21 protein-coding genes are annotated in these 25864 nt (G+C 75.4%); 12 read left to right on the forward strand and 9 right to left on the reverse strand.

What is annotated here, in order from left to right; translation table 11 throughout:
* Window positions 1–46 precede the first annotated feature (46 nt).
* On the reverse strand, window positions 47–1330 hold the full coding sequence (locus ACIQTO_RS33940) for an MFS transporter (protein WP_402396347.1): 1284 nt from the start codon (window positions 1328–1330) through the stop codon (window positions 47–49).
* A gap of 334 nt (window positions 1331–1664) precedes the next feature.
* Here ACIQTO_RS33940 and ACIQTO_RS33945 point away from each other — a divergent pair, with 334 nt between their 5' ends.
* Entirely contained in the window at window positions 1665–3134 is a 1470-nt protein-coding gene (locus tag ACIQTO_RS33945) for a glutamate synthase subunit beta (RefSeq protein ID WP_402396425.1), read from the forward strand.
* A 70-nt stretch (window positions 3135–3204) separates the two neighbouring features.
* Here the strand turns inward: ACIQTO_RS33945 and ACIQTO_RS33950 are convergent, their stop codons facing one another.
* Window positions 3205–4212 carry an NADP-dependent oxidoreductase gene (locus tag ACIQTO_RS33950; protein WP_402396350.1) on the reverse strand — a complete coding sequence of 336 codons (1008 nt, stop codon included), beginning with the start codon at window positions 4210–4212 and terminating at the stop codon, window positions 3205–3207.
* A 334-nt stretch (window positions 4213–4546) separates the two neighbouring features.
* On the opposite strand from ACIQTO_RS33950, the gene ACIQTO_RS33955 reads away from it, so the two are divergent.
* The 4 genes from ACIQTO_RS33955 (at window position 4547) to ACIQTO_RS33970 (ending at window position 8564) form a co-directional block, all read left to right on the forward strand.
* Window positions 4547–5848 (forward strand): DUF3533 domain-containing protein, encoded by a 1302-nt coding sequence (locus tag ACIQTO_RS33955; protein WP_402396352.1) that lies wholly within the window; start codon window positions 4547–4549, stop codon window positions 5846–5848.
* A gap of 99 nt (window positions 5849–5947) precedes the next feature.
* Complete coding sequence (locus ACIQTO_RS33960) at window positions 5948–6601, forward strand: TetR family transcriptional regulator (RefSeq protein ID WP_402396355.1); 654 nt, start codon at window positions 5948–5950, stop codon at window positions 6599–6601.
* 47 nt (window positions 6602–6648) lie between these two features.
* Window positions 6649–7416, forward strand: coding sequence for an SDR family NAD(P)-dependent oxidoreductase (locus tag ACIQTO_RS33965; protein WP_402396358.1), 768 nt, complete (start codon window positions 6649–6651; stop codon window positions 7414–7416).
* A 107-nt stretch (window positions 7417–7523) separates the two neighbouring features.
* A complete protein-coding gene (locus tag ACIQTO_RS33970) occupies window positions 7524–8564 on the forward strand; it encodes an NAD(P)-dependent alcohol dehydrogenase (RefSeq protein ID WP_402396361.1) in 1041 nt (346 codons plus the stop codon).
* Window positions 8565–8939: 375 nt separating this feature from the next.
* On the opposite strand, the gene ACIQTO_RS33975 is transcribed toward ACIQTO_RS33970, so the two are convergent.
* Window positions 8940–9449, reverse strand: coding sequence for a hypothetical protein (locus tag ACIQTO_RS33975; RefSeq protein ID WP_402396363.1), 510 nt, complete (start codon window positions 9447–9449; stop codon window positions 8940–8942).
* Window positions 9450–9777: 328 nt separating this feature from the next.
* Between ACIQTO_RS33975 and ACIQTO_RS33980 the strand changes: the two genes are divergently transcribed.
* Both ACIQTO_RS33980 and ACIQTO_RS33985 read left to right on the forward strand, forming a co-directional pair.
* The gene (locus ACIQTO_RS33980; protein WP_402396365.1) at window positions 9778–10434 is read left to right on the forward strand and encodes a GPP34 family phosphoprotein; all 657 of its coding nucleotides are present in this window, start codon (window positions 9778–9780) and stop codon (window positions 10432–10434) included.
* Between the two features lie 318 nt (window positions 10435–10752).
* Complete coding sequence (locus ACIQTO_RS33985) at window positions 10753–11385, forward strand: FMN-dependent NADH-azoreductase (protein ID WP_402396368.1); 633 nt, start codon at window positions 10753–10755, stop codon at window positions 11383–11385.
* Window positions 11386–11530: 145 nt separating this feature from the next.
* On the opposite strand, the gene ACIQTO_RS33990 is transcribed toward ACIQTO_RS33985, so the two are convergent.
* The gene (locus ACIQTO_RS33990) at window positions 11531–11665 is read right to left on the reverse strand and encodes a hypothetical protein (RefSeq protein ID WP_402396371.1); all 135 of its coding nucleotides are present in this window, start codon (window positions 11663–11665) and stop codon (window positions 11531–11533) included.
* Between the two features lie 15 nt (window positions 11666–11680).
* Here ACIQTO_RS33990 and ACIQTO_RS33995 point away from each other — a divergent pair, with 15 nt between their 5' ends.
* Window positions 11681–12262: an MFS transporter gene (locus ACIQTO_RS33995; protein WP_402396373.1), complete on the forward strand. Its 582-nt coding sequence runs from the start codon at window positions 11681–11683 to the stop codon at window positions 12260–12262.
* A 163-nt stretch (window positions 12263–12425) separates the two neighbouring features.
* Here the strand turns inward: ACIQTO_RS33995 and ACIQTO_RS34000 are convergent, their stop codons facing one another.
* On the reverse strand, window positions 12426–14036 hold the full coding sequence (locus ACIQTO_RS34000) for an FG-GAP-like repeat-containing protein (protein WP_402396376.1): 1611 nt from the start codon (window positions 14034–14036) through the stop codon (window positions 12426–12428).
* 559 nt (window positions 14037–14595) lie between these two features.
* Between ACIQTO_RS34000 and ACIQTO_RS34005 the strand changes: the two genes are divergently transcribed.
* Window positions 14596–15630: a DUF5937 family protein gene (locus ACIQTO_RS34005; protein WP_402396379.1), complete on the forward strand. Its 1035-nt coding sequence runs from the start codon at window positions 14596–14598 to the stop codon at window positions 15628–15630.
* Window positions 15631–15704: 74 nt separating this feature from the next.
* Here ACIQTO_RS34005 and ACIQTO_RS34010 read toward each other — a convergent pair whose 3' ends face one another.
* Window positions 15705–16340, reverse strand: a complete 636-nt coding sequence (locus tag ACIQTO_RS34010) for a DUF1345 domain-containing protein (RefSeq protein ID WP_402396382.1) — start codon at window positions 16338–16340, stop codon at window positions 15705–15707.
* A gap of 233 nt (window positions 16341–16573) precedes the next feature.
* Between ACIQTO_RS34010 and ACIQTO_RS34015 the strand changes: the two genes are divergently transcribed.
* From ACIQTO_RS34015 to ACIQTO_RS34025, 3 genes are all read left to right on the forward strand, one after another.
* Window positions 16574–17434, forward strand: coding sequence for a hypothetical protein (locus ACIQTO_RS34015; RefSeq protein WP_402396384.1), 861 nt, complete (start codon window positions 16574–16576; stop codon window positions 17432–17434).
* Between the two features lie 103 nt (window positions 17435–17537).
* The gene (locus ACIQTO_RS34020; protein WP_402396387.1) at window positions 17538–18608 is read left to right on the forward strand and encodes a GNAT family N-acetyltransferase; all 1071 of its coding nucleotides are present in this window, start codon (window positions 17538–17540) and stop codon (window positions 18606–18608) included.
* 90 nt (window positions 18609–18698) lie between these two features.
* A complete protein-coding gene (locus ACIQTO_RS34025; RefSeq protein WP_402396389.1) occupies window positions 18699–20159 on the forward strand; it encodes an FAD-binding oxidoreductase in 1461 nt (486 codons plus the stop codon).
* Window positions 20160–20218: 59 nt separating this feature from the next.
* Here ACIQTO_RS34025 and ACIQTO_RS34030 read toward each other — a convergent pair whose 3' ends face one another.
* The 3 genes from ACIQTO_RS34030 to ACIQTO_RS34040 all read right to left on the reverse strand — a co-directional run bounded on the left by ACIQTO_RS34030 (window position 20219) and on the right by ACIQTO_RS34040 (window position 25627).
* Window positions 20219–22225 (reverse strand): hypothetical protein, encoded by a 2007-nt coding sequence (locus ACIQTO_RS34030; RefSeq protein WP_402396392.1) that lies wholly within the window; start codon window positions 22223–22225, stop codon window positions 20219–20221.
* Between the two features lie 156 nt (window positions 22226–22381).
* A complete protein-coding gene (locus ACIQTO_RS34035) occupies window positions 22382–23140 on the reverse strand; it encodes a DeoR/GlpR family DNA-binding transcription regulator (protein ID WP_402396394.1) in 759 nt (252 codons plus the stop codon).
* 249 nt (window positions 23141–23389) lie between these two features.
* Window positions 23390–25627, reverse strand: a complete 2238-nt coding sequence (locus ACIQTO_RS34040; RefSeq protein ID WP_402396397.1) for an RICIN domain-containing protein — start codon at window positions 25625–25627, stop codon at window positions 23390–23392.
* Window positions 25628–25864: the final 237 nt, after the last annotated feature.

Consider the following 25864-nt stretch of genomic DNA (forward strand, 5'->3'; position numbering starts at 1 on the left):
GGGCAGCCGGTGCGGGGGGAGCCCGGGGCGCCGGGGCCGACGCCGGTCAGCTGTCGGCGGCTACCGGCAGGGTGGCCGGCCCGCGCCGCCGCCGGCGGGCGCCGATCCCCACCGTCAGCAGGAATCCGGCGGCCAGCACGATCGGCACGGCGTGCGAGAACCCGACCACCGTGAGCGGGCTGAACCGCTCCATCAGCCCGGCGCTGAGCAGCATGCCGACGCCCATGCCGAGGCTCTCCGCGCTGGCCACCAGGCCGAACGCCTGACCGCGCCGGTCGTCGTCGACGGACTGGATCCGGGTGGTGTAGGAGATCTCGGTGAAGCCGTCCGCCAGGCCGGCGCCGAGCGCGACGACGAGGAAGAGCGGGGTCGGCAGCCCGGTGAAGGCGAGGATGAAGCAGGCCGACATCAGCGCGGTGCCCACCGCGAAGGCGCGTTCACCGGGCTCCCGGCCGCGTTTGACCAGCAGTCGGGAGACCAGTTGGTGGGCGCCCAGGCTGCCGACCGCCCAGGTGGCCCAGAACAGGCCGAGCACTGCGGCCGGGTTGTCGGGCGAGGTCCGGGTGGCGAACACCGGCAGGCCGATGTTGTGCGCGGCCGAGCCGAAGGCGTCGACCAGCCGGATGGCGACCATCGCGCCGATCACCGGCAGGGTGCGCAGCAGCACCAGCCCGGCGAGGCGCCCGCCCGGTGCCGCGCCGGCCGGCCCGGCTCCGGTGTCGCGCTCGGCGCGGGTGCGCAGCGGCAGCCGCAGCACGACGGTGCCGAACACGACGAAACTGGCCGCGTCGGTGAGCAGCGCGGCCTGGAACCCGGCCCAGGCCACCAGCACCCCGGCCGAGGCGAACCCGAGCACCATCGCGGTCGAACGCCCGGTCACCAGGACCCCGTTGGCGCGTGCCCGGTGCTCCGGGCCGACCATCTCGGGCACGCTGCTGCGCAGCGCGACGGCGCTCAGCGTGCCGGCCGCGCCGAAGAGCAGAGCGAGCGGGTAGAGCACCGGGATCCGCAGGTGGTCGGGGACGATCGCGAGCGCCATCAGCCCGGTGGCCTGGGTGAACGCGCAGCCGACCATCAGCAGTCGGCGGTCGAGTCGGGTGACGACGCGGCCGGCGAGCATGCCGGCGCCGAAGCCGCCGAGCAGACGCAGCGTCAGGTACCCGGCCGTACCGAGGGCGTTGCCCGCGGCCTCGTAGGCGAAGAGGCTGAGCGCGACCATGTTGAGCTGGCTGCCGTAGCTGGAGACGGCGTCCCCGACGGCGAGCCGGTAGAACGGCCTGGGCAGGGCGCTGGTGGCGGTACCCCGGCTCGGAACGGTGTGATCCCCCACGACGGCTCCATTGCCATGTGACATTTCATGTGGATCCTAGGGCGGCGCCGGCGGCGGGATCAAGGGTTCGACCGCCCACGGCGCTACGACCATACGACAGTACGCCGTCAAGCCGGACCGGAACGTTCACTTCCGGCCACCTCGGCGACCAAGCCGGGCCGATCAGGCCGATCGGGCCACCGGGGCGCGACCGGGCCGCTGTCGCCGGACGGTTCGCGGGCGTACGGTGGCCACACGGTGGTGCGCGGCCGGCGGCGCGCCCGCGGCGCGGCAGGGCGGCGGCGCCACCGTCCCGCGTCGGTACGCTCCGCCGGAGACCGCGATGGCTGATCCCCTGGCCGACCGCATGGCCTTCTTCACCACGCCCCGGCTCCCCCGCGAGCGGCGGGACCCGCAGGAGCGGCTGGGGGACCACCGCGAGGTGTACCGGGAGGGCGCGCTGCTGCCGGTCATCGCCGGCCAGGCGGCCCGCTGCATGGACTGCGGCCTGCCGTTCTGCCACCACGCCTGCCCGCTGGGCAACCTCGTCCCGGACTGGAACACGCTGGTCGCCCGCGACGACTGGCGCGCCGCCGCCGCGCGGCTGCTCGCCACCAACAACTTCCCCGAGTTCACCGGCCGGCTCTGCCCCGCCCCGTGCGAGAGCGCCTGCGTGCTGGCGATCGACGCCGAGGCCGTGACGATCAAGAACGTCGAGCTGGCGATCGCCGACCGGGCCTGGGAGAGCGGCTACGACGCGCCGCAGCCGCCCGAGCGGCTGACCGGCCTGCGGGTGGCGGTCGTCGGCTCCGGCCCGGCCGGGCTGGCCGCCGCCCAGCAGCTGACCCGGGCCGGCCACACCACGACCGTCTACGAGCGCGCCGACCGGATCGGCGGGCTGCTGCGGTACGGCATCCCGCCGTTCCGGCTGGAGAAGCACCGGCTGGACCGGCGGATCGACCAGATGCGGGCCGAGGGCACCGTCTTCCGCACCGGGGTCGCGGTGGGCCGCGACCTGCCGGCCGACGAACTGCGCGAGCGGAGCGACGCGCTGGTGGTCGCGGTCGGCGCCACGCGCTGCCGGGACCTCCCGGTGCCCGGCCGCCGGCTGTCCGGTGTGCACCAGGCCATCAGCTATCTGACCCTCGCCAACCGGGTCGACGAGGGCGACTACCCGGACTCGCCGCTGTCGGCCGAGGGCTGCCGCGTGGTGATCGTCGGCGGCGGTGACACCGCCGCCGACTGCCTGGGGACCGCCCTGCGCCAACGGGCGGCGGCCGTCACCCAGTTCGACATCAACCCCCGGCCACCCGGGCGCCGCGCGGCCGACCAGCCCTGGCCCGTCCACCCCAAGGTCTACCGCGAGACCACCTCGCACGAGGAGGCCGGCGGCGCGGCCGCCGAGCCCAGGGTGTTCGCGGCGACCACCGTGGGGTTCGAGGCGGGCACGGACGGACGGCTGGCGGCCGTCCGGTTCGCCGAGGCGCGGCGGGGCGACCGCCGCCCCCGGCCCGGCACCGAGCGCACCCTCCCGGTCGACCTGGCCCTGCTGGCCCTGGGCTTCTCCGGCCCCGGCCAGAACGGCGCGCTGGTCGGCCAACTGGGCCTGTCCGTCGAACCGGGCGGCAACCTCGCCCGTGACGAGGACTTCGCCGGTGGGGCGGACGGCGTGTTCGTCGCGGGCGATGCCGGGCGCGGCCAGTCGCTGATCGTCTGGGCGATCGCCGAGGGCCGCGCGGTGGCCGCCGCCGTCGACCGCCATCTGCGCGGTCGCACCGAGCTGCCGGCCCCGGTCGCGCCGTCCGACGGGCCGCTCACGGTCTGAGCCCCGCGGCCGGCCGGCTCACGCTCCGGGCGCCGCGGCCGGCCCGCCCCTGCGGATGCTCCGATGGCTGTCAGACGAGTTCGAGCACCAGCTTGCCGGTGTTTCCGCCCCGGAAGAGCATCTGCAGGGTCTGCGGGAAGTCGTCCACCGTGCCCCGGACCACGTGCTCCAGCACCTTGATCCGCCCGTCGGTGATCCAGCCGCCGATCTCCCGGGCGGCCTCGGCGAAGCGCGGCGCGTAGTCGAACACCACGAAGCCCTCCATCCGGGCACGGCGCACCAGCAGCGACAGGTAGTTCGACGGGCCCTGGACGGCGGTGGCGTTGTACTGGCTGATGGCGCCGCAGACGACCACGCGGGCGCGCATCGCCAGGCAGGCCAGGGCGGCGTCCAGGATCTCCCCGCCGACGTTGTCGAAGTACACGTCGATGCCGTCCGGCAGTTGGGTGCGCAGCGCCTTCCGGACGTTCTCGGCGCGGTAGTCGATCGCGGCGTCGAAGCCGAGTTCCCCGGTGAGCAGGGCGCACTTCTCGGCCCCGCCGGCGATGCCGACGACCCGGCACCCCTTCGCCTTGGCGATCTGGCCGACCATGGTGCCCACCGCGCCCGCGGCGCCGGAGACCACCACCGTCTCGCCCTCCTTGAGCGCCCCGACGTCCAGCAGGCCGAAGTAGGCCGTCATGCCCGACATGCCGAGCGCGCCGAGGAAGGTCGACGGGGAGGCGGTGGCGGGGTCGATCCGCAGCGCGCCCTTGCCGTCGGAGATCACGTGCTCCTGGACGCCGAACATGCCGACGACCAGGTCGCCGATGGCGAAGCCGGGGTGGTTGGACTCGGTGACCTCGACGATCGACCCGGCCCGCATCACCTCGCCGAGCCCGACCGGCGGCAGGTAGGACGGGCGGTCGTCGAGCCAGCCGCGCATCGCCGGGTCCAGCGAGATGAAGCGGGTCCGTCCGGCGAACCGGCCCTCCCCGGGGGCGGCGGCCGGCTCCGTGACGTGCTCCCAGTCCTCGGGGCCGAGCTCGCCCACCGGCCGGCGGGCGAGGCGGATCTGACGGTTCTCTGCGGACAACATGGCGGCTCCCGTGGCTGGACTGCGGTGCGGCTGACCTCCCGCGACGAGGAGAGTCTAAGCAAGCGCTTAGTCACGACGCCAGGGGCGCAGCCGCTCAGGGGGTGCCGGGCTTCGGGCGTTCTCCTCGGCCTCGCCGATCCCGCCGATCCCGCCGATCCCGGCGATCCGGTGCCGCGGCGCGTCGGCCCGGGCGCGGGCCGCGTGCCCGGGCCGGCCGGACGCTGCCGACCGGGTCGGGCCGCGGGCTGTTCGGGCGAGGCGCGCCGGGCGGAGCGAGGGCGGCGGCTACCTTCTGGCGGGGGCGGGACGACCGGACGACGCGCACGGGAGAGCCATGACTTCGAATCGGCCCGAGGGTGGGGTGCGGGCCTGGCAGGTGCTGCGCAACCCCAAGGTCTGGATGGTCCCGACCGTCATCGTCGGGACGGTGGCGTTCCTGCTGTCGCTGCTCTACCTGGGCGGCATCATCAACCCGCGGGACGACCTGCACCGGCTGCCGATCGGCCTGGTCAACGCCGACCAGGGGGCCGTCGTGGCGGGGGTGCCGCAGAACCTCGGGGCGCAGATCACGGCCGGCATCGCGGCCGCGCCGGACCCGCGGGGGCAGATCTCCTGGCGGCTGCTCGACCAGGCCGCCGCCGACGACCAGCTCGGCTCGGGGAAGCTCGCGGGCGCGCTGGAGGTCCCGGCGGGCTTCACCGCCGCCGTGGCGGCGCTGGGCACCCCGGCGCAGCCGACGCCGCCGCGGCCGACGATGACGGTGCTGACCAACCCCGGGGTGGGCAGTCTGGCGTCCTCGCTGGCCTCCTCGATCGCCCAGGCGGCCGCCCAGCAGGCCTCGGCGCGGCTCGGCACCTCCCTCGTCGCCCAGGCCCAGGCCCGGCCGCCGGCCGCGGGCGGTGCCGCGAGCAACGCGGCGCTGCTCCAGCTGGCCGACCCGGTGACGGTCGAGGTCCGGGTCGGCCACCCCATCGGCCCGCACAGCGGGCTGGGTCTGACGGCGTTCTACTACACGCTGCTGCTCGTGCTCGCCGGCTTCCTCGGCGCGAACGTGATCAGCAACGGGGTCGACGTGGCGCTCGGCTACGCGGCCAGCGAGCTGGGGCCGCTGCGGACCCAGCGCCCGCTGGTGCCGATCACCCGTACCCAGACGCTGGCCGTCACCTGCGTGATGTCGGTCGCCCTCGCGGTGCTGACCTCCAGTCTGGTGATGCTGGCGACGGTGGTGGTGCTCGGGATGGACGCCTCGCACCTGCCGCTGCTCTGGGTGTTCTCGGTCTGCGCCACCGCGGCGGTGGGGCTCGGGGCGCAGGCCCTGATCGCCGCGTTCGGCGGGATCGGGCAGCTGATCGGCATGTTCGTCTTCATCGCCCTGTCGCTGCCGTCCTCCGGGGCGACCATCCCGCTCCAGGCGCTGCCGACCTTCTACCGGGGCCTGGCCGTGTTCGAGCCGATGCGCCAGCTCAGCGACGGTGTGCGGGCGATCCTCTACTTCGGCGCGCAGGCCGACGCCGGGCTCACCCGGGCCTGGGTGATGATCGCGATCGGCGTGGTCGCGGCGCTGGCCTTCGGCTTCGGGATGACCACGTACTACGACCGCAAGGGCCTGCACCGGTTCCACCCCGAGGTGAGCTGACCCGGTGGGCAGGCGCCCGCGCGCCGGCGGGCCCGCCCACAGAGTGTCCCGCCGGGACTCATGTCCCAGTGGGACATTTTCGGGTGTACGGTGGACGGCGTGAGCATCGAAGAGGCGGCGGGATCGGCCCCCGAGGGGCGCCGCGGGCGCAAGGCGCGCCGCACCCGGGAGTCCCTGGCCGCCGCCGCCCTGCGGCTGGTCCTGGAGCGGGGCCTGGCCGCCGTCTCCGTGGAGGACGTCACCGACCTGGCCGACGTCTCCCGGCGCACCTTCAGCCGGTACTTCCCCTCCCGGGAGGACGCCGTGCTGGACTGCCTGCGGGCCGACTTCGGCCGGATCAACGCGGCCCTCGCCGCCCGCCCCGCCGCCGAGACCCCGCTGACCGCGTACCGCGCGGCCCTGCGGGTCTGGCTGCGGGACGACCTGGACCCGGCCTGGCACCGGCGCCCCGGCGTACGGGAGCTGTTCGGCCTGATCGCCGCCGAGCCGGCGCTGACCGCCGCCTACCGGCGGATCTGCGTCGACGAGGAGGAGGCGTCCATCCGGATCGCCGCCGCCCGGCTGGGGCTGGACGCGGAGCGCGACCTGCGCCCCGCCGTCGCCGTCGGTCTGGGCGTCGCCGCGCTCCAGGCCGCCTCCCGCGCCTGGGTCCGGCACCCCGCGACCGGCGCGGCCCCCGACCTGCCCGAACTGCTGGAGCAGGCCTTCGATCTGCTCACCGCCGAGCCGCCACCCGACGGCGCGACGGTGTGAACGAGCGCGCCCACCCGGCGCGCACCGGTACGAGAGGAACGACCGCCATGACCGGCATCGACTACACCCAGGAGTTCACCGGCAGGACCGCCCTGATCACCGGCGGCGCCTCCGGCATAGGCCTCGCGGTGGCCCGGCGGCTGGCGGCCGGTGGCGCGGCGGTCGCGGTCGCCGACTTCGACCTGGCGGGCGCCCGCGAGGCCGTCGCCGAGCTGGCGGCCGGCGGAGCCCGCGCGCTGGCCGTCGAGGTGGACGTCACCGACCCGGAGTCGGTGCGCGCCGCCGTCCAGGCCACCGTGGACGGGCTCGGCGGCCTCCACCTGGCCGTCAACAACGCCGGTATCGCCGGGGCCGCCGCCCCCACCGGCGCGTACGAGCCGCAGGACTGGCGGCGGGTGCTGGCCGTCAACCTGGACGGCGTCTTCTACTCGCTGCGCTACGAGATCCCGGCCATCCTCGCGGCCGGCGGCGGCGCGGTGGTCAACATGGCGTCGATCCTCGGCACCAACGGCTTCGCCGGCTCGCCGGCCTACGCCGCCGCCAAGCACGGCGTGGTCGGCCTCACCAAGACGGCCGCCCTGGAGTACGCCGCGCAGGGTGTGCGGATCAACGCCGTCGGCCCGGGCTTCATCGACACCCCGCTGCTGCGCGACGCCGACGCCGCCGCCCGCGACGCGCTGGTCGCGCTGCACCCGGCCGGGCGGCTCGGCCGCGCCGACGAGGTCGCCGAGCTGACCGCCTTCCTGCTGTCCGACCGGGCCTCCTTCGTCCACGGCAGCTACCACCTGGTCGACGGCGCCTACGCGGCGCGCTGACCGGCGACCGACACCCCGGGGGCCACACCGCCAGGCGTCCGGTCGGCGCGTACCGGACGCACGCACGAACGCGCGGACCGAACGCGCGCAGCGAAGGAGTGACGACGATGAAGGCAGTCCAGTACCGCACGGCCGGTGGCGCCCCCGAGGTGGTGACCGTCCCCGATCCGGAGCCCGGCCCCGGGCAGGTCCTGCTGAAGGTCACCGCCGCGGGCGTGTGCCACTCGGACATCGCCGTGATGAGCCTGCCCGCCGAGCAGTTGTCCTTCCCGCTGCCGCTCACCCTCGGCCACGAGGGCGTCGGCACCGTCGCCGGGCTCGGCGCGGGAGTGACCGGCTTCGCCGAGGGCGATCCGGTCGCCGTGTACGGCCCCTGGGGCTGCGGCAGCTGCGCCAAGTGCGCGGAGGGCAAGGAGAACTACTGCCTGCGCGCCGCCGAACTCGGTATCCGCCCGCCGGGTCTGGGCGCCCCCGGGGCGATGGCGGAGTACATGATCGTCGACAATCCGCGCCACCTGGTGCCGCTCGGCGGCCTCGACCCGGTGCGGGCCGTGCCGCTGACCGACGCCGGTCTGACGCCCTATCACGCGATCAAGCGCTCGCTCGGCAAGCTCGTGCCGGGCAGCACCGCCGTGGTGATCGGCACCGGGGGCCTCGGCCATGTCGCGATCCAGCTGCTGCGCGCGATGACGGCGGCCCGGGTCGTCGCCCTGGACGTGAGCGAGGAGAAGCTGGCGCTGGCCCGCGCCGTGGGCGCGCACGAGACGGTGCGCTCGGACGCCTCGGCACCGGCGGCGGTCCGCGCCCTCACCGGCGGCGTCGGCGCCCAGGTGGTGCTGGACTTCGTCGGCGCCCCGCCGACGGTGGCCTCGGCCGGCGCGATGGCCGCGGTGGAGGGCGATGTGACGATCGTCGGCCTCGGCGGCGGCGCGCTGCCGGTCGGCTTCGGCGCCCTCCCGTACGAGGTGTCGGTGGCATCCCCGTACTGGGGCACCCGCGCCGAGCTGATCGAGGTGCTGGACCTCGCCCGGGCCGGCGCCGTGGAGGTGCACGTCGAGACCTACGGCATCGACGAGGCCCCGCTCGCCTACGAGCGGCTGCACGCCGGCCGGATCAACGGCCGTGCGGTGATCCTGCCGAACGGCTGAGCCACCGCCTCACCCCCCGGGCCGCTGTTCCGGCGCCCGGCCGGGACCTGAGGCGGCCCGGGGGCGGGGCGTCAGCGGGCGGGCCCGGTAGGAGTGGCCGTCAGTGCGACCGTGCCCGGCGGGCCGGCCCCCGATCGAGGCCCGGACGGCCGTCCGCCGCGGCCCCGAACGCGATGTGCTGACCGTCGTGGCGGGGTCCTTCCCGAGGGGAGCCGGAGTCCGTTCCGGCTCCCTGCCGGCCCGCCCGCGGCCCGCCGGCGAGATCCTCCGCCGGAGGTGCCGACGGTTCCCCCGGGAGCGCCGTTCCCGCTCCGCCGGCCGGTGGGCGCACCGGATTCCCCGTACAGCGCCCGGCCGGGCCGGAGCGCCGGACCGTCAGCGGGGTTCGACCAGCCCGAGCAGCCAGAAGTTGGCGTACGGGCCGGCGCTGGTGGCGGTCGGGTCGACGGGCCGGCCGTTGCGGCCGAGCCGGACGGTGACCCGGTCCAGCGAGACGGAGGCGCCGCAGCTGTAGCCGAGCGGCGCGTACGTCTCGTCGGGCCCGCAGAGCACGGACACCACCCGGCGGGCGGGCGGGAAGCGCAGCACGATCTGCTCGTGATCGGCGTACGAGACCTGGAGGTTGAGGACCAGGTGAGCGCCGCCGACGAGGTACCAGCCGGTCCCGGGCCGGTCCTGGCGCAGCACTCCGGCGAGGGTCCGCAGGCGGCCCCCGCCGATCCCGGGCTCCGGCCACTGCCGGTCCGCGGCGCCCGCCCCGGCGTCACCCGGCGGCGCGGCGGGCGCGACGGAGGCCGTCGCCAGGACCGCCGCCGAGACCAGGGCGGACACCGTGCCGAGGCGTCGGCGCCGCCGCGTTCCGGTGCCCGTGGGCCGCTGCCGCATCATCCTCCGTCCCCGCCCGGCCCTCCCCGGGGCCGGCTCCCGGACATCCGAGCACGCCGCCGGCCGCGCACCCGCCGTACGCCGCCGCGCCGTCCCGAGCATCACCCGCCCGGGTGATGGCCGGTCGGCGCCGCGCGGTACCCGGGAGCCGTCGGACCTTGGAGCCGCCGGACCTGGAGGAGCCGGACCGGGCGGGGCCGGACCGGCGCCGGCCCCGCCCGGTGGTGCGCGGAGCCGTTCCCGGTACGCCGCAGGTGGGAGGCCGGCGGGGCCGATGCCGTCCTGCGGGCGGATGGCGGCCGGGGCGGTGCGCCGTATCGTCGGCGGTATGAGCCGACCGCTGCATCTGGCCGCCTACCTGCTGGCCTTCGACACCCGGGCCCAGGCCCTCCAGGACCGCACCCGGGCCGGCTTCCTGCTGCGCGCCGCCGCGCTGGCCGAGCTCGCCCACCGGGGCGACCTCGTCGAGGACGGCGCGGGCCGGGTACGGGTGGCACCGGCGGCCGGTCCGGCCGGGGATCCGGTGCTGGACGCGCTGCTGGCCGAGGTGGCCGCGAAGCGGCGTGGCTGGAAGTCGTGGATCAAGCGGGGCCGCGAGGAGACGCTGGACGGTGTCGAGCAGCGGCTGGCGGTCCTCGGTGTGCTGACGGTCCAGGACCGCGATCCCTACGGGCCCGTGGTGCCGCGGCGGCCGGTGCTGATGCCCGATCCCCGGGAGGCGCTGGACCAGCAGCTGCGGGTGGCGCAGGTGATCCGCGGCGACGGCCCGGTGGACCACGTGGCGTTCCCGGACGCGGTCCTGGGGGCGTTGGCCGCGCACGGGCAGCTGCGGCTGGTGCTGTCGCGCCAGGAGCGGCGGGAGCGCGCCGACCGGATCGCGGCCCTCACCGATCGGCTGGCGGAGCGGGCGCCCGGCCTCGCCCGGGCGGTCGGCGGGCTCGGTACGACGATGGTGGCCGCGCAGGGCGGCATGGGCGGCGGCTGAGCGCCCGGGCGGGCACGACCCGGCGGTGGTCGGTTCCGGACCTCCGTCGTGGCCGCCCCCGGGCGCGGCGCCGGTTCGTCGACGCAGCGAGTGGGCCGGAGTTGCGCGTGCGCTTGCTTTGACGTCGGCGTCAATGTCTACCGTCGTCATCGCGTACCGGCGCCGAACGGGCGGCGGGAACGCGTCCGGGGGGGCCTGGCCGAGGCTGTGGCCATGACCACCCGTGGTTCGACGGCACCGGCGACCGCGTCACACCGCTGACGCGGCCGGCCGGTGGCGAAGCTCGATTCGCCCCTGATACAACCCGAGGTCGCATACATGTCTTCCCTGCTGCACATCGACGCGAGCATTCGTCACGACGGCTCGGTCTCCCGTGAGCTGTCCGCCTACTTCGCCAGCCAGTGGCGTGAGAACCACCCCGAGGGCGGTTACGTCTACCGCGACCTGGGCGCCGAGCCCGTCCCGCACATCACGCACGCCGTCCGCGAGGCCCTGATCGACCCGAGCGGCGAGCACGGCGAGACCCCGGAGGAGCGGGCGCTCAGTGAGGCGGTCACCGCCGAGGTGCGCGAGGCGACCACGCTGATCATCGGTGCCCCGATGTACAACTACACGATCCCGTCCACGCTCAAGGCGTGGGTGGACCGTCTCGTCACCCCGGCCCACATGGTGGCGCCGGGCGGCGACCCGGGCCTGCTCAGCGGCAAGTCCGTCGTGGTGGTCACCGCGCGGGGCGGCTCCTACGCGCCCGGCACCCCGCGTGAGGGCTGGGACTACCAGGAGCCGTACCTGCGCGCCGTCCTGGGCGCGATCGGCCTGGCGGACGACCTGACCTTCGTGCACGCCGAGCTGACCCTGGCCGCGATCGTGCCGCAGATGGCCGCGCTCAAGCCGCTGGCGGAGAAGTCCCGCGACACGGCGTTCGAGACGCTCAAGACGCTGGCGGTCTGACGGTCCGTCACGCCATGATGAGCGTCGGCAGTTTCGCAGTTCTGTAGTCCGTAGGTGGGCTCGGGGCCGCGTCCGGGTGGTTCCCGGGCGCGGCCCCGTTCGCGTCGGTCGGCGTGCCGCCCCCCGGCTGCTGTGGGGCCCGGGGTCAGCCCGGCGTCGTGGGCCGGGTGAGCCCCGCGCGCTCGGGGACGTCCAGCGCCGGCTTCAGCAGGAGCGGACGGCGGTCCGCGTGCTCGGGGCCGGCCGCCGCCAGGAGGTCGGCCACCACCGCGGTGTCCACGGTGCGCGCCTCGGCGTGCCGGGCGAACCGGGCGAGCGCGCCGGTGAACGCCGCCGCGTCGGCGGGCCGTACGGCGGCGAGCGCCTCACCTCCCGGGCCGGACTGCGGCCCGCCCTGATCGCCGGGTTCGTGGCGGGCGCCGTCGGCACGGGGGCGCTGGCCTTCGGCTTCGACGCGGCGGCCGGCTATCCGGCGCTGCTGCCGGGCCTGGTGATCTCCGGCGTCGGACAGGGGGTGGTCTGGACGGCGATGTGGATCGCGGCGGCCGCCGGCACCGCGGCCCATGAGCAGGGAGTCGCCAACGGCGCCGCCTCCACCACCCTCAATCTGGGCAACGCGATCGGTCTCGCGGTCTTCACGGTGATCGCGGACGCCGGTACCGGGGGCCTGGGCGGCACGGACCTCGCCCGTGCCACCGCGGACGGGGAGTTCCTGGTCGTCCTGCTCACCGCCGCCGGCATGCTGCTCGGCCTGCTCGTCGCCCTGACCCTGCCGCGGGCCCGGAGGGCGGGCCGGGGCCCGGACGCCGGGCCCGAGGATCCCAGCGGTCTCAGCGGTTCCACCGGCCCCACTGGCCGCGCCTACGCCGATCGCTGACGGTCGCCCGACGCGCCCGGACCTGCCCCGGCCGAGGGCGGGGAGCCGGGCATGGGGAGCCGGGCGCGGGGAGTCAGGCGCCGACAACGGCCCCGGCCCCGCGCGCCGGGCAGCAGGTGGGGCCGGCGACCACCCGGTCACCGGCCCCACGGGTGCGAGTCGCTCAGGCGCCGCTGGCGACCTTGCCGAGCATGGCCCAGCCGCCGTGGCCGTCCCCGCCCTTGTTGGCGGCCGCCTGGGTGCTGCCGTCACCCGGGTTCCACAGGTAGTCGGCCTTGCCGTCGGCGTCGAAGTCGGTCAGGAAGACGTTGCCCCGGTCGGAGGTCATACCGTTGGCGATCTTGCCGAGGCCCTGCCAGCCGGCGCCGCCGGCCGGGTCGCCGCCGCGGTTGGCCCAGACCGAGACCGAGCCGTCGGCGTCGAACAGGATGTAGTCGGCCTTGCCGTCGCCGTCGAAGTCGGCGAACCGGACGCGGCTGCGGTCGGTGGTGATGCCGGTGGCGATCTTGCCCTGGCCCTGCCAGCCGGCGCCGCCGGCCGGGTCGCCGCCGCGGTTCAGCCACACCGACACGGAGCCGTCGTCGGCGACGACGAGGTAGTCGCTGCGGCCGTCGCCGTCGAAGTCGGCGAAGCGGACCTGGTCCTGGCGGTTGGTGACACCGGTGGCGATCTTGCCGACGCTCTGCCAGCCGGCGCCGCCGGCCGGGTCGCCGCCGCGGTTCAGCCACGCCGACACCGAGCCGTCGGGGTTGATCACCAGGTAGTCGGCCTTGCCGTCGCCGTCGAAGTCGGCGAACCGGACGCGGCTGCGGTCGGTGGTGATGCCGGTGGCGACCTTGCCGAGGCCCTGCCAGCCGGTGTTGCTGACCGGGTCGCCGCCGCGGTTCAGCCAGGCCGTCACCGAGCCGTCGTCCTCGACGGTCAGGTAGTCCGGCCGGCCGTCGCCGTCGAAGTCCGCCCAGCGCAGCCGGCCGCTGCCGACCTCGTTCACGGCCGTCGAGCGCCGGTCGCACAGCTGCCGGATCCAGCCCGCGAGGTCATCGGTGCGGCTGCTGACGGCGCCGGTCCGCGTCTCGGTGGCCGGCGTGCCGTAGCAGCCGCCCTGCCAGGACAGGCTGCTGACCGCGACCAGCTCGGCCTTGCCGTTCTTCTCCCGCACGGCGGGAGCGCCGGTGTCCCCCTTGCAGACGGCCGCGCCGTTTACGCCCGTGCTGGCGACGGAGGTGGTCTTCACGGCGTCCACCGTGAAGAGCCCGGAGCGCAGCTTGGTCGGCGACCACTCGTCCGCGCTGCGGCCGAAGCCGGGGACGCGCAGGCTCTCCGCGGCCACCGGCGCGGTGGTCGCCACGGCGAGCGGCGTCACCCCGTACACGGGGGTGGCCAGCCGCGCCATCACGAGGTCCCGGTCCTGGCGGGGCACCAGCTCGACGACCTGCGAGACCTGGCCCGCCGTCGTCGTCAGGTCGCTGCGCCCGACGGTGGCGGTGGTCGTCCACTTCGGCGCGCCCGCGGCGAGCGCGGTGGGCTGCGCGGGGTCGTCCGAGAAGCAGCTCGCCGCGGTGACCACCCACAGCCGGTCCACCAGCGCGCCGGTGCAGGCGCGGGTATTGGCCCCGATGTCCAGGCGGACGGTGAACCCGTAGGCGCCGTCGGCCGTCGGGTCACCCACCACCGCGCCGGCCGGAGCGCCGGAGGCGACGGTCAGCGCACCCGCGGTCACGGCGGAGGCGACGAGCCCCGCCTTCCGGCCCGGGCGTTGCACCTTGCGAATCATGTCCAGTCCTTGGGATCGATCTGTCAGAAGGTCGGGACGGCGCGGGACGTTCCGGATATCACCGCGTCACCGTCGAACCGGCGCGACGCGTCACCACAGAGCCCCATCCCACGTGATGGAAAGGGGAAGTGACGCCGACACACATCCGCCCCGCCCCAGATGTGAATCAACAACGAAGATCGGTACGGAAACTACCGGCCAGCCGGACTGCTCCCAAGGTGACCTGCGTCACACGGGATCGTTTTCCGCCACGGCCCCGCCGGGGCGGCGCGAGCCCGGTGCGGGCCCGCCGAGCCGGCCGGAGTCTCCAAGGCCGCTGGGGAGCAGTGCGGTTGGGTGCGGCCGCGGCGCGGCCGGCCCCTCGCGGCCCGGGACGCGACGGGACGGAAGGATTTCCGGTTTTGCCCCCGCCCGGCCTCCGCCCCCGCCCGGCCTCGCCGTCCTTGCCGGTCGGGCTCCCCGTCGGCGAGGGGGCGACCGGGCGGAGCACACCGGCGGCGCGGTCCCGCCAGGACTTAGGCTCGGACCGAATCCAACGGTGTCCGAAGGGCGGCACGGCATGCAGTCGGGACTGACTTTCTCCACGGCCGACCTGGCGCAGACCCGCTTCGCGGTCTCCCCGATGTGGGAGGTCGTCACCAGCTTCCGGCTGCTGCGACGGGAGAAGGAGCCGCCACTGCACCGCCGTTGGGCCGAGCAGGTCCGGCCCCGGCTGGCACACGCGGGGCTCGACCGCGGCTGGCTGGCCGAGCTGGTGCCCGCCGGCGGCTATCTCGCGGACTTCCTCAACCCGACCCCCGCCACCTCGTTCCCCGCCCTCGCCACCGAGCTGGACGCGATCCGGCGGACCGCGCCCGCACGCGTGCGCACCGAGCTCGGCATGCTGGCCGCCGAGCGCGACCACGGCCCGTCCGCCCGGTTCCGGGTCCTGTCCGAGGCTCCCGAGGAGGCGCTGGAGAAGGTCGTCGCCGAGATCGAGACCTACTGGGAGCTGGCCCTGGCGCCCTACTGGGACAGGATCCGGCGGCTCCTCGAAGCCGATCTGGTCCACCGGGCCCGCCAGGTGGCGGAGCACGGCTCGGCCCATGTCCTCAACGAACTGCACGACTCCGTCCGGTGGGACGACGGCACCCTGCGGTTGGTCTGCCGCCACTGCGCGCTGACCCGGGACCAGACGGGCTCCGGGCTCCTGCTGGTGCCCTCCGCGTTCGCCTGGCCGCGGGTGCTGACCCGCTCGGTGGCGCCCGATCCGCCCCAGCTCGCCTACCCGGCACGGGGGATCGGCAACCTGTGGGAGCCCCGCGCCACCACCTCACCGGACGCGGTGGCCGCCGTCCTCGGCCGCTCCCGCACGATGCTGCTGACCGAACTCGACACGCCCTCGTCGACCACCCGGCTCTCCCAGCGGTCCGGCCTGTCCGCGGCCGGCGTCTCCCAGCACCTCACGGCCCTGCGCAACGCCGGCCTGGTGACCGCCCACCGCAGCGGCCGCTCCGTCCTCTACGCCCGCACCGCCCTCGCGGACGCCCTGCTGGCCCCCGCCGACCCCCTGCTGGCCCCCGCCGACCCCCTGCTGGCGCCTGCCGGGACCTGACTCCCGCCGGGAACCGACGCCCGCCGGTGCCCCCCCGGGGGGTGCCGCCCGTGACGCCCCGGCCCGCGACCGGTTCAGCCCAGCACGAGCTGGGCGACCAGGCTGATCGTGGTGGCCAGGATGCTGGCGCCGAAGACGTAGGACAGCAGGCAGTGCCGGAGGACGACCGCCCTGAGCGGGCTGCTGGAGACGCTGGTGTCGGAGACCTGGTAGGTCATGCCGAGGTTGTAGCTGAAGTAGAGGAAGTCGCTGTACCGGGGCGGATCGTCGGTGTTGAAGTCGATCCCGCCCCCGGGCCGGCCGTAGTAGATGTACGCGTAGCGGGTGGCGTACATCAGGTGGAGCGCCGCCCAGGCCGTGAACACGCCGCAGAGCGCCGTCGCGGCCACGGCGTGGCCCGGGTCGGACTTGCCGACCAGCAGCAGGACCACGATGCCGACCAGCCCGCACAGCGCGGACGCGACAACGGCGAGCTCCTCGACGACGGGCCGGAACTCCTCGCGCCGGACGTTGCGCCGGGTGGTCTCCGGGTCCATGGGCCACAGCACGATCCACCCCGACACCACGAAGATCGTCTCGACCCCGGCGATGCCGACGAGGACGCCCAGGGGCGCGCCGGCCAGGACGCCGACGACCGTGCCGAGGGCCGCCCCGAGCACCGTCGAGCCGGCGAGCCGGGGGACGGCGGACAGCAGGAACCACGGGGTCATGAGGACCTCAAGGGCGAACGGCGGCGGCGACGGCGACGGCGACGGCGCCAGCGTAGCCCCGGACGGCCGGGACCGCGCCCCGGGGCCCGGCCGCCGCACCGGGGCTTCGGCCCCCCGCGCCGCCGTCGTGGAGGAGCGCCGTGGACCGGGGGAGGGGCAGGGGGAGCGGTCGGGGCGATCAAGGCTATGGTTCCTTGGCGGTCCACGGACACCGGGGTACGAGGGAGAGTGCTGTGAAGCTGGTTGGTCGCACGATGACGGCGGCTGCGGCCGGGGTGCTGCTGGGCGTCCTGACGGCCTGTGGCTCCAGTGGTTCCGGGACCCCGGCGGGCGGGACCGGTGGTGCCGCGGCCGCGGCCGGCCAGGGCGGCACGGCGAGCACCGGTCCCGGCGCGGGCGCGGGCGCTCCGTCCGCCCAGGCCTCCGCCGGCGGCACCGGCTCATCGCCCGGCGCGGCCACCGGCTCCGCCCCGGCGCCCGGCGCCGTGCCGCCCGGAGCCGGGGCCGCGACCGGTGGCGCGGCCACGCCCGGTGGCGCAGGCGCGCCGGCCGGCTCCGCCCCGGCGCCCACCTGGAGCGACGCCGCGACGCCGCTGCTCGACTACAAGGCCGTCCTGCAGCTGATGCCCGACCAGGCGGCGATGACCGGCTGGGAGCAGGAGAAGCGGCGGGTCGACCCCACCGACCACTCCTCCACCTGCCAGAACACCGACGCCTGCAACGGTAAGCCGCTCAGCGGCGAGGCGCGGTTCAGCTCCGGCGATGTGGTCGCGCGCTTCCTCGTCGACACCCTGCCGACGAAGGCGGCCGCCCAGGACAAGCTCAAGGCGGCGTACGCGGCCTACGGTGACGCCACCCGCTACCACACCGTGGAGCTGCCCGCCATCGGCACCGAGAGCCGCGCCTGGCAGGGCGAGCCCGGGGGCCGGGACGGCTGGGGCATCGTGATGCGCGCGGGCACCGTGGTCGCCACCGTGACCACCGAGGACGGCGCGGTCGACACCGCGACCGCGCAGCGCCTCGCCGTCCTGCTGGCCAAGCGGATCGAGCAGGCCCAGTCCGGCCGGCCCGCGGACGCCGTGCTCGGCGGCTGACCGGCCGGGACCAGGAGGTCCGTGCGCCGAGGGGTCACCGGGCCGGCCCGGTGACCCCTCGGCGCACGGGAACCGGCCCCGGGGCCCGGACGATCCCCTGCGTGTGCCCACCATCGCGTCGTCCGCCTCCGGGGACGGGGACCTCCTGCTCCTCGTCGAGCTGCTGCCCTTCGTCTCGCCGTTCGTTCTGCCGGTCGTCGCGCTCGTGCTGACGGTCCGGCTGCTCCGGTCCCGCCGGGACGGAGCGCCGGCCGCCGCCGGCGCCACGTTCGCGGTCTCCTGCGCCTACGTCACCGGCCGGCCGGCCGGGCCCGGAACGGCCTGGATCACGGACGAGAAGTGGTGCGGACGGCACGGCTTCGCCGCTGCCGTCGTCGAGCGGACGACCTTCCCGATGAGTGCGCGCCGCGCGCCGGGCGGCGCGCACTCGTGCCGGCCCGGGGCAACCCGGTGCTGGTCGCCGGCACCCTCGCGGCCGTCGTCGCGCTCGCCGCCGGCCTCGCCGCGCACCTGTGCGTCCGGGCCCGGTCCAGGGCGCCGGGCGGGCACTCCTGACCACGTGGCCCGGGGCGTTGCGGCCCCGGCCGCCGCGACCGCCGGCACCGATGTAATGATCATGTCTATGAAGCACATCATCAGGGCGGTGGAAGCCCACGACTGGCCGAAGACCAAGCAGCTCCGGCTGGACGCGCTGCGGGATCCGGCCGCGCCGATCGCCTTCCACGACAGCTACGAGCTGGCCGTCGCCAAGCCCGACGCGTTCTGGCAGGAGCGCGCGGCCGCGGCCGCCGAGGGCGTCGCCGCCCGGCAGTTCGTCGCCGAGACCGCCGACGGGAGCTGGCTCGGCACCGTGTCGGTGCTGGTGGAGCGGGCCGGTACGGCGACCTTCTTCGGTGAGGTCCCGGAGCGGTCGCAGACCCATGTCGTCGGTGTCTTCGTCCGGTCCGAGGCACGCGGCAGCGGTGTCGCGAAGGACCTCTTCGAGGCCGCCCTGGACTGGTCGTGGTCGCTCGCCGAGCCGAGGATCGAACGGGTCCGGCTCTTCGTCCACGAGGCCAACGGCCGGGCCGAGGCGATGTACCGCAGGACGGGGTTCGAGCCGACCGGCCACACGCTCCCCGCGCCCGGCGACGAGACCGCCCGGGAGCTCGAACTGGCCGTCCGGCGCGGCTGAGCCCCGCCGCGCACCGCGGGCCGGCCCGGCCGACCGGGCCGACCCGCGTGCCTGCCGCCCACCGGGGAGCGGCCCCCCTACAGTGCAGCCATGAGCGACCGGGGCGGCCGTCCGGGCCGACGTACCGTACTGGCCCTGGGCGCGGGCCTGGCCCTCGCCGCGCGGCCGACCGCCGCACCGGCCCGGACCCGGACCGGGCCCGACTGGCCGGCCCTCGCCGCGGGCCTGGACGGTGTGCTGCTGCGCCCGGGCTCGGCCGACTACGAGAGCGCCCGGCTGCCGCGCAACCTGCGGTTCGCCCCTGCGGCCCACCCGGAGGCGATCGCCCGCTGCGCGCACAGCGCCGACGTCGCCGAGTGCCTCCGGTTCGCCCGCCGTTTCGGCGTCCGGTTCGCGGTCCGCAGCGGTGGCCACTGCTACGCGGGCTGGTCCAGCGACACCCCGCTGGTGATCGACCTGGCCCGGCTGGACACCGTCCGGGTCGACCGGGACCAGGCCGAACTCGGCGCCGGCACGCCCCTGATGACCGCCTACGCGGAACTCGCCCGGCACGGCGTCACCGTCCCCGCCGGCACCTGCCCCACCGTCGGCCTGGCCGGTCTGGCGCTCGGCGGCGGACACGGCGTCACCAGCCGGGCGTACGGCCTGACCTGCGACAGCCTGGTCGAGGCGGAGGTCGTCCTGGCCGACGGACGGGTGCTGCGCTGCGACGCCGAGCGGGAACCGGAGCTGTTCTGGGCCCTGCGCGGCGCCGGGAACGGCAACTTCGGCGTGGTCACCGCGCTGCGCCTGCGCACCCACCCGGCGGTGGACTGCACCGTCTTCACGTACTCCTGGGACTGGCCGGACGCCGGCCGGGCGCTGGCCGAGTGGCAGCCCTGGGCCTTCACCGCCCCGGACCGGCTCTGGTCCAACTTCCACGTCTGGGCCCGCCCCGGCGGCGCGTCGGTGGACGCGGGCGGCGTGCTGCTCGGCGACTCGGCGGAGCTGGAGCGGCTCGTCGCCCCACTGCTCGCCCGCACCGGCCCGACCACCTCCGCCGCCGTCACCACCCGGCCGTACCTCGACTCGATGCTCGCCTACACCGGCTGCCGCACGGTGGAGGCCTGTCTGCGGACGGGCGGCCAGGCCTTCAGCGCCGCCTCCCACTTCTTCGACGGCTTCCTCCCCGAGGCGGCGGTCGGCGCGCTGCGCGGTTTCGCGGACCGCCGGGACCCGGTGGCCGGCGCCGTCACGTTCACCGCGCTCGGCGGCGCGGTCAACCGCGTCCCGGCCGACGCCACGGCCTTCCGGCACCGGAACTCGACGCTGCTCGCCCAGTACTACGCCGGCTGGCCCGCGGACAGCCCGGCCGAGCCCCGGCTCCGCTGGGTGGCCGACGCCCACGCCACCCTGGCGCCCTACGCCAACGGCCACGCCTACCAGAACTACCGCGACCCCCGGCTCGCCGACTGGCGCACCGCCTACTACGGCGAGCACCTGCCCCGGCTGGAGCGGGTCAAGGCCGCCTACGACCCGGACCGGGCCTTCGACTTCCCCCAGGCCCTCTGACCGCTCCGCCGTCCTGGCCCAGCCGGCGGGCGCCGTGCCGGGCACGGCGCCCGCGCTGCTCAGGGCCGCGACGGGCCCCCGGCGGCGACGGGCCGCACCGGGGCGGCCGCGCCGATGAGGACCACCAGCTCGCGGCCGCCGGGGTTGGTCTGCAGCGGCACCGTCTGCCAGTTGTTGGCGAGCCAGACATTGCCGGACGGGTCGATCTGGATCCCGGTGTTCCGGCCGAGCCCGTCGCTGGTGTACCCGGTGTCCGGCGGGGAGATCGGCTGACCGGTCCGGTGGCCGGGCGGGCAGGCCGACAGCCGGACGCCGCACAGCCGGGCGAGCCGGTGGCCGCCGAAGTTCGCGACCCAGACGGTGTCGTCGCCGTCGACGGCGATGCCCCAGGGCAGGAAGAGACCGTCGTTGGTGAAGGGCCCGTCGGGGGTCGACCCTTCGGGGCGGATCAGGGTGACCGAGGCACCCGGGTGCGGGGCGGTGACGCCGGTGACCGCCTCGGCGGTGTCGGCGGGAGTCGTCCCCTCGCAGGGCAGCGGGACGATGCCGCTGTTGGACACCCAGGCGTTGCCCTCGCTGTCGGTCGCGACGCCGAGCGGCCGGCGCAGACCCCCGCCGGTCACCGAGCGCTCCGGAGTGCCGTCCGGTGCGAGCACCTGGACGCTGTCGCTGTCGCTGCCGTTGCCCGTCACCCACGCCCGGCCCGCCGGGTCGACGGCGACGCCGAAGGGCTTGTGCAGCGACTCCGTGGCGACGGCACGGGCCTGGTCGGCCCGCCCGTCGGGGATCCGCGTCACGCTGCGCCCGCCGCAGTTGGCGATCCAGACGTTCCCCGCCCGGTCGGCGACGACGCCCTGCGGCTGCACGATGCCGCCCCCGCGCCAGCCGGTGTCGGGGGAGAGCGCGGTACCGTCGCCGGCGAACTGCGAGACGCTGCGGTTGAACCGGTTCTGGTCCAGCTCGCAACCGGCCCCCTGGAAGCCGAAGTTGCCGACCCAGGCGTGGCCCTTCGGGTCCACCGTCACACCGAAGCCGGCACCGTAGAGGCCGCCGCCCCGGAAGGGCGCCCCGGGCGCGTCCTCGCCGGTGGGCGTGAACTTCAGGACGGCCCGGCCGCCGCAGACCGACTCCCGCGGGTCGGCGGCGAATTGGTAGTTGTTGGCGACCCAGGCGTTGCCCTCCGCGTCGAAGGCGATGTTGCCGGGCCCGTCGAGTTCGTGCCCGTTGCCGCTGTAGCGCAGTGCCAGGGTCCAGGCGTCCGGCGCCGAGGGCAGCGACGGCTGGTAGCGGGGGGCGGCGGCCGCGAGCGCGAAGAGCTCGGCGGCGTGCCGGCCGGGCGCGTGCGCGATGGCCACGGCGGCTTGGAAGGTGTCGCGCACCTCCGGCTGTCCGGGCTGCCGGGCCAGGGCGAACAGCGCCGCGCAGGTCCGGCCCTCGACGCACCCCGCCAGGATGTCGGCCAGCGTGTTGAAGGCCGCCAGGGTGCTGGTCAGCGAGCCGTTCGGGGGCGTCGCGAGGACCCGCGCGACCTCCCCGGTGCCGACGTCGGCCAGGTTGTGCGAGATCGCGGCGGCGTTCCGCAGCCCCGGGTTCGTCCCCGCGATCGCGTGCCGGTCGGCGAACCGGGCCAGCGCGTACGCGGCCGCCACCGTCGTCCGCTCGTTGACGACCACCTGCGGCAGGGCCGGCCCGTTCCCGAGGACGGCCGCGAGCCGCACCGCCTCGCCCGGCCGCCCGGCGGACCGCTCGGCCGGGTCCGGGGCCGCGTCGGCGAACAGGTAGAGGACGGCGGCGGGATCGGACGGCCGCTCGTAGGAGAGCCGGAACGCCCCGTCCGGACCGCTGCGGGTCCTCGCCAGGACCTGGGGCTCGGCGCCGGGTTCGTCGCCCGCCCGGTAGAGCGTCACCTCGGCCGAGCCGACGGGGGAGTCGCCGCTGCGCACCACCCCGCACTGGCCGGCCGCGTCCGGCCCGGGCGGGCCGCCGGCGGTTCGCGCCTGGGAGGGGACGGTGGCGAGGGAGGCGAGAATGGCGGCGAGAAGAAGGACGCCGCGGCGTCGGCGCATGGTGGCTCCGTTCCGTCATCGGTCGTGCGTGGCCCGGGGCGGGCCGCGGCCGACATACGTCCCGTGGCGGGCGGCGGCGTAAGCGTGACCGGCCGCCGGGGTGGACCGGATGGCGCAGAGCGGGGGACGGCGGGGCGGGGCGGGTCCGGTTCGGGTTCAGGCGAGGTGGACCTTGACGCCGTGGTTGGTGATGGCTTGCTTGTGGGTCTCGCTGAGGTCGGTGTCGGTGACGAGGTCGTGGACGTCGGTGAGGGGGCAGATGCGGGCGAAGGTGATCTTGCCGGTCTTGGTGCTGTCGGCGAGGACGATGGAGCGGGTGCTGTTGCGGAGGAAGGCGCGGTCGGTCTGGGCCTCCATCTCGTCGTGGGTGGTGCAGCCTTCTTCGGGGGTGAGGCCGTCGACGCCGATGAAGGCGATGTCGAGGTGGTAGTGGGAGAGCATGCGGTCGGCGGCGGGGCCGACGAGTTCGTAGCTGGCGGTGCGGGCGATGCCGCCGATGACGACGAGGTGGATGTCGGGGCGGACGATGAGTTCGGCGGCGATGTTGACGGCGTTGGTGACGATGGTGAGGCCGCTGCGGTCGGCGAGGGCGCGGGCGAGTTCGCTGGTGGTGGTGCCGCCGCTGAGGCCGATGACGGCGTTGTCGGGGACGAGCCGGGCGGCGGCGTGGGCGATGCGGCGCTTCTCGTCGCGTTGTTTCTCGCCGCGGTGGCGCAGGGGGAGTTCGAGGTTGACCGGGCCGGTGACGGCGCCGCCGCGGGTGCGGTGGAGGAGGCCCTGGTCGTGGAGTTCCTGGAGATCGCGGCGGACGGTCGCGGTGGAGACGTCGAGGAGTTCGGCGAGCGCGTGGACGTCGGCGCTGCCGGCTTCGGTGACGTGGGCGAGGATCCGGGCGGTGCGATCAGCTTTGAGCATGGGGTGAGTCTAGCTCTGTCGGATGTCGATTCGCCTGGGTGTCAACGGTGGAGGCGGTCGGTCCGGCCGGTGGCAGACCGAGATCGGAGTTCGAATATGACCATGACAGCCAACGAACAAGCAGTTTCACACAGCCTTTCCCGGCGGTGACGGATTTCCCCCGCACCCGGTGGTGCGGGGGACCTCCGCCTTCGCGCGCGCGGCCGGGCCGCCGGTCGCTCGCGCCCGCGACGCCCTACCGGCCCGGAGTCAGCCGATCGTCCAGCGTTGCAGCGCCGATCCGCTGTCGGCCTGCTGGGTGACCCGGGCGCCGTTGGCGGCCGAGGCGGTGGTGAGCAGCAGCCCGCTCTTGCGGGAGACGATCCGGTAGCCCCCGGAGACCGGGGTGACCAGCCAGCGCTGGTTGTCGCCGCCGGTGCAGGCCCACTGGATCACCTGGGCGCCGGCGCTGGTGGAGCCGCCGCTGACGTCCACGCAGAGCCGGGACTCGCCGTTGACGATCTGGTAGCTGCCGTCGGCCTGCCGGGTGAAGGCCCAGGTCTGGTTCGCGCCGCCGCCGGGTGTCCAGGTGATCAGCTGGGTGCCCTGGGCGGTGGAGTGGTCGGGGTCGTCGAGGGCCTTGCCGGCGGCGGTCAGGGTGTGGGTGCCGTCCAGCGGCGGGTCGGGGACGGTGCCGGTGGCGGTCAGGGTGAGGGTCTGCTCGCCGGCGCTGCGGGTGCCGCCGACGGCGTCACCGGTGGCGTTGGTCCAGCTGCGGGCCGGGATGGTCTCGGCGAGCCGGCCGCCGGCCGAGGAGAGGCCGAGCACCAGACCGCTGTAGCGGTTGACCAGCTTGACGGTGCCGGTGGCCGCTCCGGAGGAGGTGGTGCCGCGGACGACGAACCACTGCTGGCCGACGCTGGGGCCGCCCGCGCCGGCGGCGGTGGCGGTGGGCTGCGTGCCCCAGGCGCGGCCGGCGACGGCCGAGGAGTTCACGCCCAGCAGCTGACCGGTGGCGGCGTTGGCGATCCGGTAGGAGCCGTCGCCGTTGGCGGCGAAGCTCCAGGACTCCAGGGCCGAACCGGTCCCCGCCGGCACCGAGGTGACGGCCGCTCCGGTGGCGGCCTGGGCCAGCACCCGGCCGTCGGCGTTGCCGATCCGGTAGGTGCTGCCGAGGTCGACCGGCGGCGCGGCGGGCGCGGAGGACCCGATGGTCACGTCGACGTACTCGCCGGACGCGCCGCCCGAGCAGCCGAAGGCGCAGTAGGAGCGGAAGGTCCGGCCGACGATCGTGGAGCTGGTCCGGTTGGCGCCGTCGAGGAACCAGCGATACCAGGAGGCGGTGTGGTAGCCGCCGCTGTCGCCGATCGGAAACCACTTCTGGGACGCGAGGTCGTCGGTGGCGTAGTACTGCTGGGGTGCCGATCCGCTCTGGTCGACCGCCTGCGGCTCGCCGATGTACAGGCCCAGGTAGGCGTTGTAGGTGATGTCCATGACGAACAGCGGTGAGGTCGCGGGCATCGTGCCGGCCGCGACCTGCTGGGCCACCGTGCCGGCGTTCGACGGGTCGTACTCGCCGGAGACCGGGGTGTACCCGCCGGGGTGGGCGGCGTCGACGGGCACCATGTTGCTCTCCCGGCCGCCGACGCCGGGCTGGGACCACGCGCCGTCGTACCACTTCTGCCACGAGCCGGGCGCCATCTTGCCGGAGATCGGCGCGCGGGCCACGTGCTCGTGGAAGGCCTTCCAGCCGCCGCCCTTCTCGACGATCCGCGAGCCGTAGAAGACGTAGAAGTAGCCGGACGCGGTGTCGGTGAACAGCCGCTGGTCGCCGTCGCCGTAGTCGTAGGTCTGGTTCGGGAAGGCCGCGGTGTCGCCCCGCCCGGTGCTGTAGGGCGAGGTGATGACGTGGTCCTTGATGGTCCAGGTCCGGCCCTGGTCGGTGGAGACGGCGTAGTCGACGGCGTCGTAGTGGAGGCCGTCACCGAAGGGCTGGGGCGTGAACTCGTTGTGGACCAGGCCGTACCAGTGGCCGGTGTCCGGGTCGACCCAGACCCCGGACAGGTCGCAGTAGTTCTTCTGGGCGTAGCCCGATCCGGCGGGGGCGTTCGTCGCCTCCCGGCCGGTCGGGCTGTTGTTGCAGCGCCAGGTGGTGTCGTTGTTGCGGTCGTCCGCGTTGGCCGGGTCGACCGCGTCGCTCACCGCGGCGGACCGGGTGGCGGTGTCGAAGTCCTTGCCGGTGAAGAAGTCCCAGTACCGGGGGTCGGTCGCGCCGTAGAGCGCGGCGGACTGCTGGAACCAGAAGGTGCCGTCCTTGTCGAGGTACGGCACGGCCGGGGTGTCGGTGGGGTGGGCGTAGCGGGTGGGCGCGCCGACGCTCACCGTGTAGACGGCGCCGGCCGGGGTGGCCGTCGGGGTGGCCGACGAGGGCGGGGCGACGCCCAGGCCGAGCGCCAGGAGGGCGGGGGCGAGGGCCGCCGCGAGGGTCCTGCGGGGTGGGGCGGACACGAGGTCTCCTTCGGTGCTGCACCGCTGAGGGGCGGGGGATCGGTGCCTCCGGGGGCCGGCGGTTCTCGATGGGGGCACGACCGCCGGGCCTGCAATGGCATGCAGTATCCGGGCCCCTTGTACGCAACTGTCAACACCTCTGCCGCAACAAATTGCGCACACGGGTTCCTTTGACTGTTCAAAAGTGCTTGAATCTGGCCAGAAAGAAGCACCTGTCAGCAATCAACATGATGGAGG

This window comes from Kitasatospora sp. NPDC091207 (assembly GCF_044768625.1).
Classification (GTDB): domain Bacteria; phylum Actinomycetota; class Actinomycetes; order Streptomycetales; family Streptomycetaceae; genus Kitasatospora.